Annotated in this window: 16 protein-coding genes; 14 read left to right on the forward strand and 2 right to left on the reverse strand. The window is 34.6% G+C overall.

The genetic code is table 11. The features are described from left to right. From C1Y58_RS14225 to ftsH, 6 genes are all read left to right on the forward strand, one after another. The gene (locus C1Y58_RS14225; protein ID WP_105616725.1) at window positions 1–1,353 is read left to right on the forward strand and encodes an efflux RND transporter periplasmic adaptor subunit; all 1,353 of its coding nucleotides are present in this window, start codon (window positions 1–3) and stop codon (window positions 1,351–1,353) included. Between the two features lie 330 nt (window positions 1,354–1,683). After that, window positions 1,684–4,020, forward strand: a complete 2,337-nt coding sequence (gene spoIIE, locus C1Y58_RS14230; RefSeq protein ID WP_105616726.1) for a stage II sporulation protein E — start codon at window positions 1,684–1,686, stop codon at window positions 4,018–4,020. Further along, window positions 4,021–4,344, forward strand: a complete 324-nt coding sequence (locus C1Y58_RS14235) for a hypothetical protein (protein ID WP_105616727.1) — start codon at window positions 4,021–4,023, stop codon at window positions 4,342–4,344. A 314-nt stretch (window positions 4,345–4,658) separates the two neighbouring features. Then, a complete protein-coding gene (gene tilS / locus C1Y58_RS14240) occupies window positions 4,659–6,044 on the forward strand; it encodes a tRNA lysidine(34) synthetase TilS (RefSeq protein WP_105616728.1) in 1,386 nt (461 codons plus the stop codon). A 99-nt stretch (window positions 6,045–6,143) separates the two neighbouring features. Beyond that, window positions 6,144–6,668: a hypoxanthine phosphoribosyltransferase gene (gene hpt / locus C1Y58_RS14245; protein WP_105616786.1), complete on the forward strand. Its 525-nt coding sequence runs from the start codon at window positions 6,144–6,146 to the stop codon at window positions 6,666–6,668. 57 nt (window positions 6,669–6,725) lie between these two features. After that, on the forward strand, window positions 6,726–8,771 hold the full coding sequence (ftsH, locus tag C1Y58_RS14250) for an ATP-dependent zinc metalloprotease FtsH (RefSeq protein WP_207655760.1): 2,046 nt from the start codon (window positions 6,726–6,728) through the stop codon (window positions 8,769–8,771). 49 nt (window positions 8,772–8,820) lie between these two features. Here ftsH and C1Y58_RS14255 read toward each other — a convergent pair whose 3' ends face one another. Together C1Y58_RS14255 and C1Y58_RS14260 are read right to left on the reverse strand one after the other, a co-directional pair. Beyond that, a complete protein-coding gene (locus C1Y58_RS14255; protein ID WP_105616730.1) occupies window positions 8,821–9,255 on the reverse strand; it encodes a ferritin-like domain-containing protein in 435 nt (144 codons plus the stop codon). Between the two features lie 14 nt (window positions 9,256–9,269). After that, a complete protein-coding gene (locus tag C1Y58_RS14260; RefSeq protein WP_105616731.1) occupies window positions 9,270–9,767 on the reverse strand; it encodes a ferritin-like domain-containing protein in 498 nt (165 codons plus the stop codon). A 247-nt stretch (window positions 9,768–10,014) separates the two neighbouring features. Here C1Y58_RS14260 and C1Y58_RS14265 point away from each other — a divergent pair, with 247 nt between their 5' ends. From C1Y58_RS14265 to greA, 8 genes are all read left to right on the forward strand, one after another. Further along, window positions 10,015–10,992 (forward strand): biotin--[acetyl-CoA-carboxylase] ligase, encoded by a 978-nt coding sequence (locus C1Y58_RS14265; protein WP_105616732.1) that lies wholly within the window; start codon window positions 10,015–10,017, stop codon window positions 10,990–10,992. Continuing rightward, on the forward strand, window positions 10,979–11,320 hold the full coding sequence (locus C1Y58_RS14270) for a DUF6145 family protein (protein ID WP_105616733.1): 342 nt from the start codon (window positions 10,979–10,981) through the stop codon (window positions 11,318–11,320). Before C1Y58_RS14265 ends, C1Y58_RS14270 begins: the two co-directional genes overlap by 14 nt. A 24-nt stretch (window positions 11,321–11,344) precedes the next feature. After that, window positions 11,345–13,594 (forward strand): methyl-accepting chemotaxis protein, encoded by a 2,250-nt coding sequence (locus tag C1Y58_RS14275; protein WP_105616734.1) that lies wholly within the window; start codon window positions 11,345–11,347, stop codon window positions 13,592–13,594. A 164-nt stretch (window positions 13,595–13,758) separates the two neighbouring features. Continuing rightward, window positions 13,759–14,376 (forward strand): ECF transporter S component, encoded by a 618-nt coding sequence (locus C1Y58_RS14280; protein WP_105616735.1) that lies wholly within the window; start codon window positions 13,759–13,761, stop codon window positions 14,374–14,376. A 134-nt stretch (window positions 14,377–14,510) separates the two neighbouring features. Continuing rightward, complete coding sequence (locus C1Y58_RS14285) at window positions 14,511–15,290, forward strand: type III pantothenate kinase (RefSeq protein ID WP_105616736.1); 780 nt, start codon at window positions 14,511–14,513, stop codon at window positions 15,288–15,290. After that, entirely contained in the window at window positions 15,291–16,265 is a 975-nt protein-coding gene (dusB, locus tag C1Y58_RS14290) for a tRNA dihydrouridine synthase DusB (RefSeq protein WP_105616737.1), read from the forward strand. A gap of 207 nt (window positions 16,266–16,472) precedes the next feature. Next, the gene (locus tag C1Y58_RS14295) at window positions 16,473–17,438 is read left to right on the forward strand and encodes a hypothetical protein (protein WP_105616738.1); all 966 of its coding nucleotides are present in this window, start codon (window positions 16,473–16,475) and stop codon (window positions 17,436–17,438) included. 99 nt (window positions 17,439–17,537) lie between these two features. After that, complete coding sequence (gene greA, locus C1Y58_RS14300) at window positions 17,538–18,014, forward strand: transcription elongation factor GreA (RefSeq protein ID WP_105616739.1); 477 nt, start codon at window positions 17,538–17,540, stop codon at window positions 18,012–18,014. Window positions 18,015–18,026 lie beyond the last annotated feature (12 nt).

Consider the following 18,026-nt stretch of genomic DNA (forward strand, 5'->3'; position numbering starts at 1 on the left):
ATGGTTAAGAAGTATAAATTAGTAGCAATAATAGCTGGTGTCATTTTATGCTTATTAGGTGGAGCGGCATATTATTTGAAGCCTGTTACTGTGGCAGTCAAAACTATAACATCTGAAAACCTTCAACAAACTGTCATTGAAGATGGTGAAATAAAGCCAGTGGATTCATATGCTATCTTTTCAGAAGTCGCTGGTAACATCGAAACAATTTATGTGAAAGATGGTCAATGGGTTAAAGAAGGCGACCCTCTTCTTAAGTTGAATACAGATGCTTTAGAATTGAATAAAAGTATCTTAGAAGAAAGATTAGATGCTACTATCCTTTCATTAGAAAGTCAACTGGATCAATTAAGAAATGAACTTGCAGGTGTTGAACAGCAACATCTGCTAATGAGTCAGCAATTAGATACTGAATTAGATAATCAAACATTAATTCTGGAAGATCTAAATAGACAAAAGATGCTTGCAGATCAGGACTTAGAAGAAGGTCAGGTACTTTTTAAAGAAGGAGGACTTTCAGAAGACCTGTTAAATACACTGGATGAAGTCGTCAAATCTTTAAACAGTCAAATACAGCAGTTAGAGAATGGTATAAATTCATCAAAGCAACAGATGGCTAGCGAAGAAACATCTTACAAAAGCAATCAATCCTTCCTTACAACACAAATTGCACTTTTAGAAGGACAAATTGATGCAAGTAGTGGTGAAATCAATATGGAGGTCATCGAGGGAGAATTAACATTAATGAATGATCAAATAGAGAAGAGTCTCATTACTGCTAAAAAGGATGGTCAAGTGACAGAATTTCTACTAGAAGAAGGCATGAGTGTTGGGCTTGGTACTCTAATATGTAATTTGATTAATGAAGAACAGAAGATAGATAGTTATATTTATTGGGAGGATGCCCTTTATCTAGAAGAAGGTATGGAGGTCATCATACGTTATCAGAGAAGAGAGCAAAAAGTAGAAGTGCCTGGTAAGATCACTTACATATCACCTACAGCTTATAAGCAAGTTTCTGCATTAGGTCTTGAAGAAGAACGTGTCAAAGTGGAGATTCAGAGCGATGAGGTCTTAGAAGGGATGAAACCTGGTTATAAGGTTGATATTATCTATCGACTCATGAGCATTAATGATGTCTTCACTGTTCCGGAGACAGCTGTTATGAAGATTGATGGTCAGGATGCTGTTTACGTGATAGAAGATGATAAGGTTGTTGCTAAAGAGATTAATAAGGGTATTGAGATTGAGAAGGATATTGTGATCAGTGGAGAAGTGAATGAAGGGGATCGGGTTATTGTCGAACTTGATTTGGAGAATTATAGTGAAGGACAGAGAGTAAAGGCAAAATAAAATCAAAATCGGAAGAATATTAATAGTTAATTATTATTAGGGTCAAGCATAGAAGGAGTTCTATTACGCCAGCAGGGAAGACGTACATGCCTTAAATGTTTGGTTCAATTTATTAATCAATAAAAGAATATGGAGCGCATGATCAGAGTTGTATTAACTGATCATGTGCTTTTTCTTGTGGCCAAAAAGAGAGAAAGCAAGAAACATGTAGAATGGTATATTAAAAGCGAGAAAACTTTTAGGATATAAATACCAAATATTGACAAATAATAAATGGAAAATAATGTATAATAATTTTTATCACAATTTATTATTTGGGGGAACGTCATTATGCAAAAGATTATACAAAAGATGAAGCAAATTTCTATATTCGATGAAAAAGGCCAATATATTGCGATCTGCATTCTAGGGTTTTTTATATCTCGTGTTTCAGTGTATTCATCTCTATTTCTGTTTTCAGTAGCTTTTTATAGCACTTTTCTAGGAAAGAAAATTGTCAATTATATGTTATTAGGGACAAGCATTCTTGGTTTATTGAGTCTAGGAAACCTTAATCTAACGATGAGGTATATCATCGCTCTAGTTCTAATAGGTGCATTTAATGGTTTCATTCTTTATTATAAAAAATCTCTGAGCAAAGTGGGACAAGCCACAGTATCATCTATACTCTTATTCCTGATTAACCTCGTTTATGTCTTAATGGGCGGCGATCGTAACTTGGCCTTCATGCTGGCTGTTTTAGAATGTGGACTTAATTTCATTATGGTCTATGTGCAGAGCTATTTTGTTTACATGGTTGGTAACACACAGAGAAAAACCACCTATAAACAAGAAGAACTCATTGCATCAGTTTTTGTACTTGCTTTAGCAGTGGTAGGGACTTATGGAATTCAGATTGGTAGTATTCAACTCTTTCTATTCTTATCCTATGGTCTGCTACTATTATTAGGTTATGTCTATGGTGCCGGTGTTGCATCAACAGTTGGTGTAGTCTTAGGTATTATTGTCAATGTTACTATATACCCTAATCCTTTACTCATTGCTACGTTTGCATTGTCTGGTATTTTGAGTGGCGCTTTCAGAGAACTGGATAAATGGGCAAGTGCACTGGCTTTCACTATGGGAAATTTAATATTTCACTTCTATTTCAATAACGAAATGATTTTTCAAGAGGTTCTTATCCCCATCCTATTAGTCGATTTTACATTTATGTTTTTACCAAAGGATTTAGTTAAGCATGGGCAGATCAAAAGTAGAAAAAATGAGTTGACAGAAAAAGAATATATGAATAGAGTGCAAGACATAACTCTTCAAAGGCTTGGAACTTTTTCGGATACATTCCAACAATTGGCGGCTACATTTGAGGATATATCTGAGAAGAAGATGGATCTTAGCAAAAGGGATGTATCCAAATTGATTGATGATGTAGCTGATCAAGTATGTAAGTATTGTGATCATATCGATTATTGTTGGAATAAGAATTTTTACAACACCTATCAGACTATCTATAGTATCTTAAACGCTGCTGATGAGAAGGGAACTATTGAATTCAAGGATATACCCGAATCTTTTTATAAGCAATGTTATAAATACAAGGATTTTATAAAAGCTACCAATAAGCTTTATGAAATATACCGAATCAATTTGAATTGGTATAACAAAGTAATAGACAGTCGGAAAATTGTATCCAATCAGTTAGAAGGCGTATCGAAGGTGATGGAGAATATATCGAGAGATATTAGAAAGGATATCAGTTTCCAAACCAGCCTAGAGGAGCAGATCGCATTAGCTCTTGAAGAGTTTACAATATATCCTAATGAGGTATTTATCTATAAAGATCATCTTGGTAGTTACAACATGGATATTAGTTTAACCAGTGTTTATGATAATACCAAAATTATAAGGAAAATTATATCTGTAGTTGAAGAATATATTGGTAAGCCATGTAAAATTGATCAAAAAAGTTACATGGATAAAAAGAACTTTAAGTTATTAATAAAAGAGCGTAACCTCTTTAATGTGTCAACAGGAGTAGCATCAAGGGCTAGAGAAGAGCTCTCAGGAGATAATTATACTTGCTCAGAAATCTCTATGGGACGTTTTCTTTTAGCTCTATCGGATGGAATGGGGACTGGTTTAAAGGCTAATAAAGAGAGTTTAACAACAATAGAGTTATTAGAAGAGTTGTTGATGACTGGTTTCGATAATTCTACGGCCATAAAAATGATCAACTCATTATTAATTTTAAAATCAGTGGAAGAAAGTTTCTCCACATTGGACATTGCTCTCATTGATTTACAAACAGGGTTATGCCAACTTATCAAAATAGGTGGAGCTATGGTTTTTATTATCAGAAAGGACACCATTATAGCATATGAATCTACATCATTACCAGTGGGGATTGTTGAGAAAATTGAACTTCAAACTTATGATTTTAAATTGCACCATGGAGATGCCATCATTATGGTGACAGATGGAATTGTGGATGCTCTAGAGAGCATCAATAAAGATATAAATTTAGCATTTAAAGAGATCATGTCTACAATCAATAGTAACAATCCTAAAGTCATTGCTAGAAAAATACTGGATAAGGTTAAGCATAAAGCCAATCAAATTGATGATGATATGACTGTTCTTGTCAGTCGAATATGGAGGGAGAGAGAATAAATGCAAAACAGTCGGGTAATCATGGTAGATGGTAGTCATTCAGGATGGTATGAAAAAGCGATATTTATTTTAACAGAGCAAGGACAGCAGAAGGATGTATCCAACAATATGGTTGATGAAGCAGAGCGAATTGTTGAGGCTTATCTGAAGAAGCAACTTCGAAATGAAACCAATAATCGTGATTATAAGGTGAAGCAAAAGGATTATGTTACAACAACGAAAAGAAGGAGTATGAAACCAGAGAGTAGTATTAGATGGATGAGTGTTTTTGCTATAATCAGTATGATTTTGTGTGCCATAAGTTTAGTTAGTTTTATTCTATAATATCTAATAGGGTCGAGCATACAAGGTAATCTATTGCGCTGGCTGGAAAGACGTCCGTGTCTTAGACAGCCAGGCTCACCGTCAATGGTTCGCAACTCCATAGAAGGACGCAACAAAGATTATAATGACATGTATGTATAAAATGGCCGCACAATTGCCGATAATGACAATGTGCGGCTTTCCTAAAGATATATAGCATCCGTGGAGTTTTTCTTTACTATTGATATTTTTTATAGTATGATACATATGAGTTATATGCCTTTCAAAGCAATGTATAGGGAAGCACTAGTAATGACATAAAGTCGGTGAATAAGATGATTAAGAAAGTTAAGGGATATGTTCAACAACATAAGCTTATACAAGATATAGATGGAATCGTAGTCGGTGTTTCAGGCGGAGCAGATTCCATTTGCCTTTTAGAAGTATTATGGCGGTTAAAAGAACAATATGGTTATGAATTATTAGCAGTACATATTCACCATGGAATACGTGGAGCAGAAGCAGATGAAGACCAAATGTTTGTTGAAGCATACTGTAAGCAAAGAGATATAACTTGTCGTTGCTATAACTTTGATGTAAAGAAAGAAGCAGCTATTCGAAAACAATCTGAAGAAGAAGTCGGTAGACTTTTACGATACGATGTTTTTCAAAAGGAACTTGCAACATTTAAAAAGGGTGTTATTGCAGTAGCTCATCATCAAAATGACCAAGCTGAAACCATTTTGTTTAATCTACTGAGAGGCTCTGGTCTACTTGGTTTATGTGGCATGAAACCTAGAAGGGATGACATAATAAGACCACTATTAGGTGTTTCGAGAAAAGAAATAGAAACCTTTCTTGAAAAAGAAGATATTCCTTATCGTACTGATTCAACAAATAAAGAAACATTATATTCGCGTAATAAAATGCGTTTAGAACTCATACCCTATATTCAGAATCATTTTAATACTAATGTGATTAAGCATCTTAATAAGACAGCAGATCTCTTACGAGATGAAGAAGACTTCTTAGAAAGCCAGGCAAGAAAAGCTTATAAAGATTGCGTTACAAAAAAGAGGAATGATTTTTTTATTGATTTAGGAATATTTCTAGAGTTACATTCCTGTATAAAGAGACGTGTACTTCGATTAGTCATGAAAGATTATGTAAGAAACTTAAAAGATGTTACGTCAATGCATATAGAAGACATATGCCAACTTGCTGAGAATCAAACAGGTAAGCAAATTACCTTGCCAAAAGGTATCATTGTTGAAAAAAATTATCATACACTAAAAATTTATCGAAAATCTGAAGATCAAACAATGAATAGCTGTTCTTATGCCATAAAAAACATCCCAGATGTAGTAGAAATACCTGAATTAAGTCAAAAGGTAACTGTTATTTTATATGATCACCAACAATATCAAGCAAAGTTTAAAAATAACTACACGAAATGCTTTGATTATGATAAAATAGAATATAATTTAACACTTCGAACAAGACAACCAGGTGATTATATTCATTTAAAAGGGATGAAAGGCAAGAAGAAATTGAAAGATTTCTTTATCGATCATAAAGTACCTCGGGTACAAAGAGATCAAATTTTATTGTTAGCTCATGGAAGTGAGATTCTATGGATCATAGGTTATAGAGTCAATCACAACTATGTAGTGACAGATGTAACAAAAAGCTTGATGGAAGTTACAATATCTGAATCTTAGATTTTTATGACATAATAATGATATGTCTAATAAGTAAGTAGTACATGGTTGCTTAACTGTGAACTGTTAGAATTTATGAGGAGGAAAATGATGAAGCACATTCTAGAAAAAGTAGACGTATTAATTTCACAAGAAGAGTTAACAGCAAGAATAAAAGAGTTAGGTGAGCAAATTTCCAAGGATTATGAAGGGAAAGAGCTTACATTAATCTGTGTGTTAAAAGGTGGCGTCATGTTCATGGTGGACCTTGCAAAAGAAATTACAGTACCATTAACAATGGACTTTATGGCGGTATCAAGCTATGGAAATGAAAAAGTTTCAAGTGGTATTGTTAAAATTGTTAAAGATCTTGATGAGCCTATTGAAGGTAAAAATCTTTTAATCGTAGAAGATATTATCGATTCAGGTAGAACACTTCATTACCTTGTAAACATCTTAAAAGAAAGAAAACCAGAAAGTATTAAAATTTGTACATTACTCGATAAACCTGAACAACGTGTCGTTGATGTAGAAGTTGATTATGTTGGTTTTACTATTCCTGATAAATTTGTATTAGGATATGGTTTGGATTATGAGCAATTCTTAAGAAATATCCCTTATATTGGTGTAATGAGAGAAGAATAGTGTTAGAAGATCCTTTATAGTTGTTTTATAAAGTGTGGCATTATGCCGCCTTTGTTCATGGGAGAGGAGGAACTTCAATTGAAACAATATTACAAAGGATATAGTATATATTTACTTATTATTGTCATCATCTTTTTCATGCTACTTTTATTAAATAGCGGATTAAATAGTGCATTAGATACACAGTTATCTGATAATAGTTATCTGGCTTCTTTAGAGGCAGGCAATGTTAAAGAAATAGTCGTGCAAGAGTATGCAGGTGCTACAGGAAGTGGTATTGCAACGGTTACGATGAATGACAATACTGTAAAAGAATTTAATGTTAGTGATGTTGAAGCATTTAGAAAAGAACTTAGAAATTACAGTGAGGTCACTGTTTATACGAAAACAATGAAATCTGAGAATACCATATGGTCTTTGTTATTCCCAATAATAACCATGGTCATTATTCTCTTTGTATTCATTTTCATCATGCAACAGGCTCAGGGTGGAGGTGGCGGTAGCAAAGTCATGTCCTTTGGTAAAAGTAGAGCCAAAATGGTTGTGGATGATAAACGAAAAATAACCTTTAGAAACGTAGCTGGTCTTCAAGAAGAAAAAGAAGAACTAAAAGAAGTTGTTGATTTCTTGAAGAAACCACGTAAATTCGTTGAACTAGGTGCAAGGATTCCGAAAGGTGTTTTACTTGTTGGACCTCCAGGTACTGGTAAAACATTATTAGCGAAAGCAGTTGCTGGTGAAGCTGGTGTTCCATTCTTCAGTATATCCGGTTCAGACTTCGTTGAAATGTTTGTCGGTGTCGGGGCTTCTCGTGTAAGAGACTTGTTTGAACAAGCTAAGAAAAACTCACCATGTATCGTCTTTATTGATGAGATTGATGCAGTAGGTCGTAAAAGAGGTGCAGGCCTCGGTGGCGGCCATGATGAAAGAGAACAAACTCTTAATCAATTACTTGTTGAGATGGATGGTTTTGGTGTTAACGAAGGTGTTATTGTTGTAGCAGCAACAAACCGTGTTGATATTCTTGACCCTGCTTTATTACGTCCAGGTCGTTTTGACCGTCGAGTGTTTGTCGGTCGTCCTGATGTGAAAGGTAGAAAAGAAATTCTAGAGGTCCATGCAAAAGGAAAACCATTAAGTGATGAAGTTGATTTAGAAACAGTAGCAAAGACAACATCAGGTTTTACTGGAGCTGATTTAGAAAACCTATTAAATGAAGCAGCTATTTATGCAGCTAGAACTGGCCAAAAATTCATTACCATGGCTAACATCAACAAAGCTTTCGTTAAGGTTGCTATTGGTACTGAGAAGAAAAGTCGATTGATTAATGATAAAGAAAAGCGTATCACTGCTTATCATGAAGCTGGTCACGCTATTATGAATAAAGTTCTATCTGAGATGGACCCTGTTCATAGTATTTCTATCATTCCAACTGGTATGGCTGGTGGATATACCATGCATATACCAGAAGAAGATACCATGTACATGACTAAGAAATCCATGGAACAACGTATTATTACACTCCTTGGTGGTCGTGCAGCAGAAGAGTTAATCATAAAAGATGTAACGACTGGTGCTTCTAATGATATACAACGAGCAACAAAGATTGCAAGAGCTATGATTACTAAATATGGTATGAGCGAAGCCCTTGGACCTATTCAATTTGGTGATGAAAACGAAGAGGTTTTCATTGGTAGAGACTTTGGCCATGTACGTAATTATGGTGAGGATGTAGCTAAAACTATTGACTCAGAAATCAAGCGTCTTGTGGAAACTGCATACGATGAGGCGATATCTATACTTAAGCAAAATATGGATATCCTTCATAAGACAGCTGAACTCTTATTAGCGAAAGAAAAAGTTACTGGCGACGAATTCGATATGCTTTTTGATGGTAAACCAGTTGAAGAAATACTGGAAGAAGATAGAAAGAAAGTCGAAGAAGAAAAAGCCCGTAAAGCTAAGATGGAGGAAGAAGAAAGAAAAGCTGAGGAAGAGCGCAAGGCTAGGGAAGCTAAAGAAAGAGCTGAAAAAGCTGAGCAAGCAAAAGAAGAGGCCGATAAGGACTCTGATGAAGAAGAAAAATTTGATGTTAAGAAATAGAAGAGGAGAGGCGAAAGCCTCTTCTTTCTTATATCACTATTTTTTATCACTATTTTTCGTATAAGTTATTGGCTATTAAGTAAGACAAATTTGTGCCGTGGAGCAATTCATCGGATATAATATTAAATAGTAATCCGATGTCACTTCTGCTAGGCATACATTTTATAATCATTTGGTAATTTCGTACATTATATTGACAACACATTAAAGCATACTTTAGACCTTCCAAGTAAGATGATGGTTCCTCATATTCAAGAGCATCGGTACAAAAGATCATTTGTCCTGTAAATTGATAATAGAGCTCCCTAAATTGACGGCTATGTTTTAATGCATTATCTCTGATGGAAGTGAGGACTTCCTCATCTTCTTCTGATGGACAGTTTTCTATCATGTAATCATAGAATAGAGAGCACTCTCTTTCGGCAAATATGGCAGAATGAATTAGTTTTAATGCAGTATTAAGTTGATCTAAATAATAATCCATAGACAATCACCTTCTTATACCTGACCAGGCGTAAAAGCTTTTTCAAAAATATCATAGAGGTTCATTGTAATAAGAGTGGAATAAAGTGTCCCGTGCATCAATTCATCTGTAATAATTTCAAATAACATATCCATATAGTTTCTATTAGGCATTGATTTCATAATCGTTCGATAAGTTCGTACATCTTCTTGCTCTAAAACAAGAGCTTCTTGTAGACCTTCCATGTAGGAAGAAGGTTCTTCAAACTCAAGTGGTTCAGGTAATGTTACCAATTCACCAGTAAACCCGTAATAAATCTCTTTAAGTAAACGGCTATGTCTTTTTTCATCAACAACAATGGAATCAATGACTTCTTGAGCTTCTTCAGTTGGAGCATTTTGAATAAGGTAATCATAGAATAGTACTTCTTCGCTCTCACGTTGAATGGATCCTTTAATTAAATCCAGAGCATAATTAAGTTGATCTAAATAGTATTCTTGAGTAATTCTACGATTGGGAAATGTTCTGAACATTTTAACCTCCTAAAAACTGGTTACTATTAATAGTTTATGTTATATATATGAAACAGTGAAGCATATTGAGGTGCTATTTTTTGTCACTTTTAGCTTAGAAAATGAATAATGTATAAAATCATGTCAATAATTTTATGTAAGTAGTCGATTGACAAAGGAATTTTGAGAAAGTAATATAGATATAAGATGGGTATTCTTTAGGTATTACTACTGAATGCTGATATATTCGAAGGTAGGAAGTGTAAGGATGAAAGATAAAGTACTAAAAGTCCTTAAAGAATCCGATGATTTTATTTCAGGGGAACAGCTTAGTAAGCAACTTGGGGTTAGCAGAACAGCTGTGTGGAAAGCCGTGACAAAGTTAAAAGAAGAAGGCTATGACATTACCTCCGTTACGAGAAAAGGCTATCAGTTAGTACACACTCCAGATAAATTAACTAAGCAAGAGATACAATATGGTTTAAACACAAAGATAGGTCGTGAGATTTATTGTTATGATGAAATTGATTCTACGAATCAACAGGTGAAACGGCTTGTCTTAGAAGGGGCAAAAAATGGTTCACTGGTTATAGCTGAGGAGCAAACCAAAGGAAAGGGAAGTAAGGGAAGAGGATGGGTATCACCATCTGGAACAGGGATTTGGATGTCCTGTCTACTTACACCAGATATAAATCCAACCAAAGCACCTATGGTGACAATTGTGGCTGGATTAGCCGTATGTCAGGCTATCCAAGAAGTAGTAGGGATAGAGGCAGGAATTAAGTGGCCAAATGATATTGTCATCCAAAAGAAAAAGGTTTGCGGTATCTTAACTGAGATGAGCGCTGAAATGGATCATCTCAACTATCTTGTTTTAGGTATAGGAATTAATGTCAATCAGGAAAGTTTTCCTGAAGAAATAAAAGAGATAGCTACCTCACTTAAGCTAGAAAGCAATACCAATGTTTCCAGAGTGGTTCTATTGCAGGAAGTTCTAAAGAAATTTGAGAAATATTACGATATATTTATAAGTGATGGAGATTTAAGATCCTTAATAGATGAATATAAACAATACAGTGTAACGTTAAACAGTAAAGTGAGAGTAACCAATAGAGAAGAAGAAATAGAGGGAACTATAGTTGATATCAATGAATTTGGTGAGCTTAGATTAAGCCAAGCAAATGGTGAAGATACCATGGTTCGTTCTGGTGATGTTTCAGTGAGAGGATTGTATGGATATGTCTAGACAAGTGATAATCGCATCAAGTAGTTACGAAGAAAAGTATTATTTTAACGAGGAATTTAAGGATTTACCAGAAGCTGTTAAGGAAGATCTAATTAAAATAGCAGTTTCCTTTGTTGAAGAAGTTGGTGGTACTTTTAATATAGGTTTTGATGTTGAAGATAACGTTGAAATATATGTAGAAGCAAGTGCAGATGAAGAAGATATTCTTTATGATGAGATAGGTAGTCGCCTTATTCTTGGGCGAATAGAAAAAGAGTATAAGGAATTCTTTGAAGCGCTCACAAAATGGTACACAATGGTCTATATTAAAAAATATACTGATAAATAGTATTCAAGAGAGGGGACGTTGAAGTTGAAATGGTCAAAAGATAAAGTGAGATTCAGAAAAGGTCTACTCAAAGAACAAAAGACAGAAAAAAAGGAAAAGGGCAATTCCAAAGTGAAGGTTCCAAAGCTTAAAGTTAATTTTGATTTCTTGAAAAAAATACTCAATAAGTTTAAACATCTCAAAGATAAGCAGCCACAAAACTTAGATGAAGCTGCTGAACATGCACTGAAAAGACAGAATACCAGTATCCGCAAAAGGTTAATAACCATGTTCATGGTGGTAACAATATTACCTGTGCTTTTACTAGCTACTGTTTTTACCAACTTAGGTAAAGATTCAGTTGATGATTTAACCAATATGTTTACTAATCAGGTACTTTTTCAAACTCAAACCATACTGGATAACATTATCACTGAGGTAGAAAATCAATCCTTTATGTTACTCAGTGATAACAGTTATAACGAGGCCATTAAAGATTATTATTATGGTATTGAAAGTGCCTATGATAAGTTAAAAGTTCGTGGTGTCATTGAAGAAAAGCTTCAAACTATTGTCTTTGCAAATGATAATATTAATGGAGCTGGTGTGTACATATTAGAACAAAATGATTTTATGAGTATTGGAACAGGGTTTGAGGCTACTGAATATAGTACTGATTTTATTAAAGATTTTCGTGCTAGAGGATATTTTGATTTAGCTTTAGAAGATAAAGGGAAGACAAGATGGATATCCGAATATATTGCAGAAAACAATAACATCTATATGGTTCGACGCTTAACAGATTTAACTTCAGGTAAAGATGTTGGTGTATTAATCTTCAGTATTAATGAACAGACTTTTGAAGATACTATCAACAATGTTGCTGCGACCAGCGATTCTGAAATGATGGATCAATGTGCTTATAGTCTATTAGATGAAAATGGAACAGTATTAATATCTACCCATGAAGAATTACTTGGTGAAGTGGAAAGAAGCAGCGGTGTAATCATTCAAAATGTTATGGATGGTACTATTAATGGTTCCATTGACGATGAAGATGCCTATGTGGCTTATTCTCAAGTATCAAATGAATGGCTAGTTGTTTCTGAAATGGACAAAGCCACTGCTTCAGAAGGTATTAATGCAGCTATGTTCATTGGATATGGAGTCATGGCAATTTGTATCGTTATCGCCATAGTATTAGCAACTTTTGTCTCTTTCAGTGTTACAAAACCTATTAATCATATGATTAACCTGATGAACAAAGTAAAGGAAGGTGACTTTACCATTAAATCACCTTATGAAGGAAAGTCAGAAGTAGGACAATTATCCAATGCTTTTAACATTATGGTCGATCGAGTAGGCGATTTGATAGGTAATACAAGTCAAGTCATGAATAGTGTTAAGAAAGAATCCATTAATGTTTATAATGTAGCAGGTGAAGCCAATATCGCTTCTTCTCAAATTGCATCAGCAGTAGAGGCCATTGCTAAAGGCTCTTCTGAACAGGCTTCGGAAGCTGAACAAGCTACCATAGCTTTAGATGAATATGTAGAAAAGGTATCCAATGCTGATAATAGCTTCAACCAAGTATATGAAGTGACATTGAATACAAAAGACATCAGCAATGAGGCTGTGAAAAGTGTTGATAAGTTAAAGGAAACTACACAAAACACATTATCCATGGCTAGCGTTATTGAAGAAAATGTTGTTGAGCTTCAAGGTCAGTCAAAAGAAATCAGCAAAATCATTCAAATGATTAATGCAATTGCAGATCAAACCAACCTATTAGCTCTTAATGCAGCTATAGAAGCTGCTAGAGCTGGTGAAGCTGGCAGAGGTTTTGCAGTGGTAGCGGATGAAGTGCGAAAGTTAGCAGAACAATCCAAAGATGCGGCAAAACTCATCAACAGTTTAATCAACGAAATGCATAGTAAGACGGATTTAACTGTTGCTACAGTTAAAGAAAGTGATTTTATTTATAAGGAACAAGAAGTGGCCGTTGAACAAACCCATCAAGCATTTGGCCAAATTGAAGAACAGATGCAATTAGTTATGGATAAGATTCAAGAAGTAAGAGCTACTGCAGAGACGAGAAAAGAATCACAAAATAAAGTAATCGATTCTATTACAAGTATGGCAGCTGTGGCAGAAGAGAATGCAGCATCAACTGAAGAAGTAACAGCTTCAAGCCAAGAGCAAGTTGCTGGTGCTGAGCAATTAGATAATATGTCTAAGAATTTAATCAGCTCAGTAGAAGAATTAAATACACTTCTTCAACAGTTTAAATACTAATAATAAAATTTGCATCTAAAGCCATCCAGAAGGATGGCTTTTAAAATTTTTCATAAATGTGGAAAGGATATTGAAATTAAATAAAATTATGATATAATAATTTTGTCTTGTATCTTATGAGCAAAAAGCTCAAATACTAAGAACGAGAACAGGAGGAATAAAAAATGAATAAAAAGTTTACTACGCGACATTTGGTCTTTATGTCTGTCATGATCGCAATTACATTGATTCTGGATGCAACACCTCTAGGTGTCATACCATTACCAATGGTATCTGCAACGATCATACACTTACCGACAATTGTTACAGGCATTATATTAGGACCATTAGCTGGAGCTATCGTTGGGGCTGGTATGGGCGTCATTTCATTGGTGCACGCTATAACTCGACCACCAAGTGCATTAGCACCATTATTTTGGAACCCTTTAGTTTCCATACTGCCTAGAATCTTTATCGGCGTTGCTTCTTATTACGCATACATAGGTATGAAGAAAGCACTAGGTAATTACAGTAAGTTAAAGCAATCGATCAGTGTTGGTGTTGGCGCCTTTGTTGGCAGTATGACAAATACTATTTTAGTTTTAGGTATGATATATATCGTTTACAAAGATGCCGTTGAAGAGATATTTAATTCCATTCCAGATATGGCAGGACTATCTGCACTTGATTTTGTGGTTACGACAGCTACTGGTCAAGGGGTGTTGGAGGCTATCGTCATTGTTATTTTAACCATACCAATCGTTTTTGCATGGCAACAATTCAATAGGAATAGAATTTCATAGTCAATTATTTGTCGTATATATTCAAGAGAATTTCATGATTAACGAAAAGTAATGATGAATCTCTTAAAGGACATATATACGGCATTTTTAATAGAAAAAAAATTGATAACCCTTTAATAGAGAGGAGCCTTAAGATGGTATTAGTTGTTGATGTTGGTAACACCAATATTGTTTTAGGTGTTTTTGATGAAGATAAATTAATAGGACCTTGGCGAATGACCACAGGAACAAAAAGGACTTCAGATGAGTATGGGACTTTTATATGTGCCCTTCTTGAGCGTAATAATATCAGAATTGATGAGTTAGAACATGTTATTATTGCATCTGTAGTTCCCAATATCATGTACTCATTAGAAAATGGCTTTAAAAAATACTTTAATATTAACCCAATGATTGTAGCTCCAGGGATCAAAACTGGTATCTCTATCCGTACAGATAACCCTAAAGAAGTTGGTGCCGATCGTATTGTAGATATTGTAGCAGGTTATTATATTTATGGTGGTCCAGCCATCGTTATTGATTTTGGAACTGCTACCACATACGATGTTGTTACAGAAGATGGTTTATTCTGTGCAGCTATTACTTCACCTGGTATCGGTATATCAGCAGATGCTTTATGGAATAGAGCGGCTCAACTACCGAATATTAAAATAAAGAAACCAGATAGTATTTTAGCTACCAATACAATTACATCCATGCAAGCAGGTCTTGTTTATGGTTATATAGGTCAAGTTGAATACATTGTTAATAAGATTAAAGAAGAGATGGGTATCCCTAACATGAAAGTCGTGGCTACTGGTGGATTAGCACGGATTATTAGTAGTGAGACAGATGTTATCGATATATATGACCCTCAGTTGACTTTAAAAGGTCTTAAGCTAATCTATGATAAAAACAAAAAGGTTCGTAACTAAATGAAAATTGGTAACGTCAACCTAGACAACAATGTATTTTTAGCACCAATGGCTGGTGTAACAGACTTACCTTACCGTGTGATTTGCAAAGAAATGGGATGTGGTCTGGTTTACTCAGAAATGGTTAGTGCCAAAGCTTTATATCATAATAATAAGAACACTGAGACTTTATTAGAAATAGATGAGAAAGAGCGACCTGTAGCTTTGCAATTGTTTGGTTCTGAACCAGAATTGATGGCTGAAATGGCTGTGAAGATTCAAGATCGTCCCATGGCTACAATTGATGTCAATATGGGCTGTCCTGTACCAAAAGTAGTCAATAATGGCGAAGGGTCAGCTTTAATGAAGCGCCCTAAGTTGGTTGGAGAAATCGTAAAAGCCATGTCATCTGTCATAGAGAAGCCTTTGACCATTAAAATACGTAAGGGTTTTGACGATGACAACATAAACGCTGTTGAAATAGCTAGGATAGCTGAAGAAAATGGTGCTGCAGCTATTGGTGTCCATGGACGAACACGACAGCAATATTACAGTGGTCAGGCAGATTGGGATATCATTCGAGCTGTGAAAGAGGCAGTGAAAATACCAGTCATTGGTAATGGGGATATCTTTCAACCTGAGGATGCAAAAAGAATGATTGAACACACAGGATGCGATGCCGTCATGATTGGACGTGGATGTCAAGGGAATCCTTGGTTATTTAAGCGAACTGTACACTACCTTGAAACAGGAGAATTGTTACCCGAACCAACTGTAGATGAACGTATTCAAATGATATTGAGACATACTAAGATGCTAATTGACTTTAAAGATGAATATATTGGAATGCGGGAAATGCGTAAACATGTGGCCTGGTACATGAAAGGACTGCATCATTCTGCTGATTTACGTCGAGCTACTAATCATATTGAAAACTACAGGTCGCTTGAAAAGTTGCTCAAAGATTATCAAAATAGTATAGTCAATATGGAGTAGATCCTAAAAAAGATTTATTTTTTTGAGATAAGGGGAGCTAAAGATAGCTCCTTTTTCCTTGTTTCAAATTCTTCGTTTCACACCTGTAGGGACTTCATTAAAATTATAAGGAAATGATTTGTTGTGAATACTATGGGTTTATTCATAAGATGTGTATGGTAGCAATACATATATATTATATTAAACGTCATTACGATAGGGGAGGGAATGACAATAGGACGGCTGCTAGAAGTATGCACACTTAAAGATGACATGGAAATTGAAGTACCTATAATGTATAGAATATTTAAAAAATTATATTTGTACTATATCTATGATAAAGCCTATGGTGATATTGAATCTGTTAAGTACTTGGATTATGAGGGGTTTCGTCTCACTTTACCTTTATCGCAAGAAGTTATTCAAGAACTGGAACCTTGGCAATTAGAGGTATTGTACCTGAGACATTTAGAATTATTAAGTGAACAAGACATTAAAATTTGCTTAGCATCTGATCCTCGCATTATTCCAGAAGATTTAACATTGCCTGTTATAACAAAGGAGAACATAAGCATCTTGTTAGTCAATTACCTTTTAGATGAAATAGTAAAATTCATGCCCATGGATCATAAGGACATGAAGCTTGCTCTAATCTGCGATGATAATGATCTAAGTGAGTTAATTTTAGGAGCTGTATACAATCGTTTTAATTACTTAACTTTAATATCCGAGAACCCAAGTTACTATGATGATATAATAGAAGGCATCTTTGATTACAATGGACTTATGGTTCTTACCAATGATTTTGATGTAAAAAGTATTGATGCCGATATCATCATTAATTTATCAAATGCTCAGTTGAAACTCCACCATGTTTTAAATAAGGGAATAGTTTTCATTGATTTTGTCCATAATGTGTATCTAAAGAAGAATATTGAAAATAAGAGAAAGGATATCATATGGATTGATGATTTTACCATCAAAGCAAGGGACCAATGCATAAGAAAAGAAATATTTGAAATGATATTGTATATAGAAAAACCATTATTATTCAGAGAACTTATTCATAGTAATTATAGAATGGTGGATATTAGGGAGATTGAAGGGTGTATCAGTTCATATCATGTTGCAATACATCAACTTTATAATGGTGCCCAGATGATTAAAAGGGAAAAAATAGTAAATACCAGATAAAGTTATTGACAAACATCTTTAATGTAATGTATAATTCTAAAGATATCATAGAGATGCTGCAACAAAAAACTTGATACTATCAGAGAAAGGGAGTTTGTTATGGCGGATAAAAGCGTAGTTTTGACATATGATGGTCTTAAAAAATTAGAAGATGAATTAATTCAACTGAAAACAATAAAACGAAAAGAAGTTGCACAAAAAATTAAAGAAGCAAGAGCACAAGGTGATTTATCTGAAAACGCAGAATATGATGCTGCTAAAGAAGAGCAGGGTGAGGTAGAATCACGTATTGCTGAGCTTGAAAAGCTTCTTAAGAATGCAACTGTTATAGATGAAGATGAAATCGAATTAGATAAAGTAAGTATAGGTTGTAAAGTTAAGTTATTTGATGTTGAATTTGAAGAAGAAGTAGTATATACAATTGTAGGTTCAACAGAAGCTAATCCTATGGAGGGTATGTTATCCAATGAATCTCCTGTAGGTGCTGCTATCATCGGAAAGAGTGCTGGGGAAAAAGTAGTTGCAGTAACACCACAAGGTGAACTACAATTCGAAGTCCTGGACATTTTTAGATAGTTATTATAAGAA

It is taken from the genome of Vallitalea okinawensis (genome assembly GCF_002964605.1).
GTDB lineage: Bacteria > Bacillota > Clostridia > Lachnospirales > PQDH01 > Vallitalea_A > Vallitalea_A okinawensis.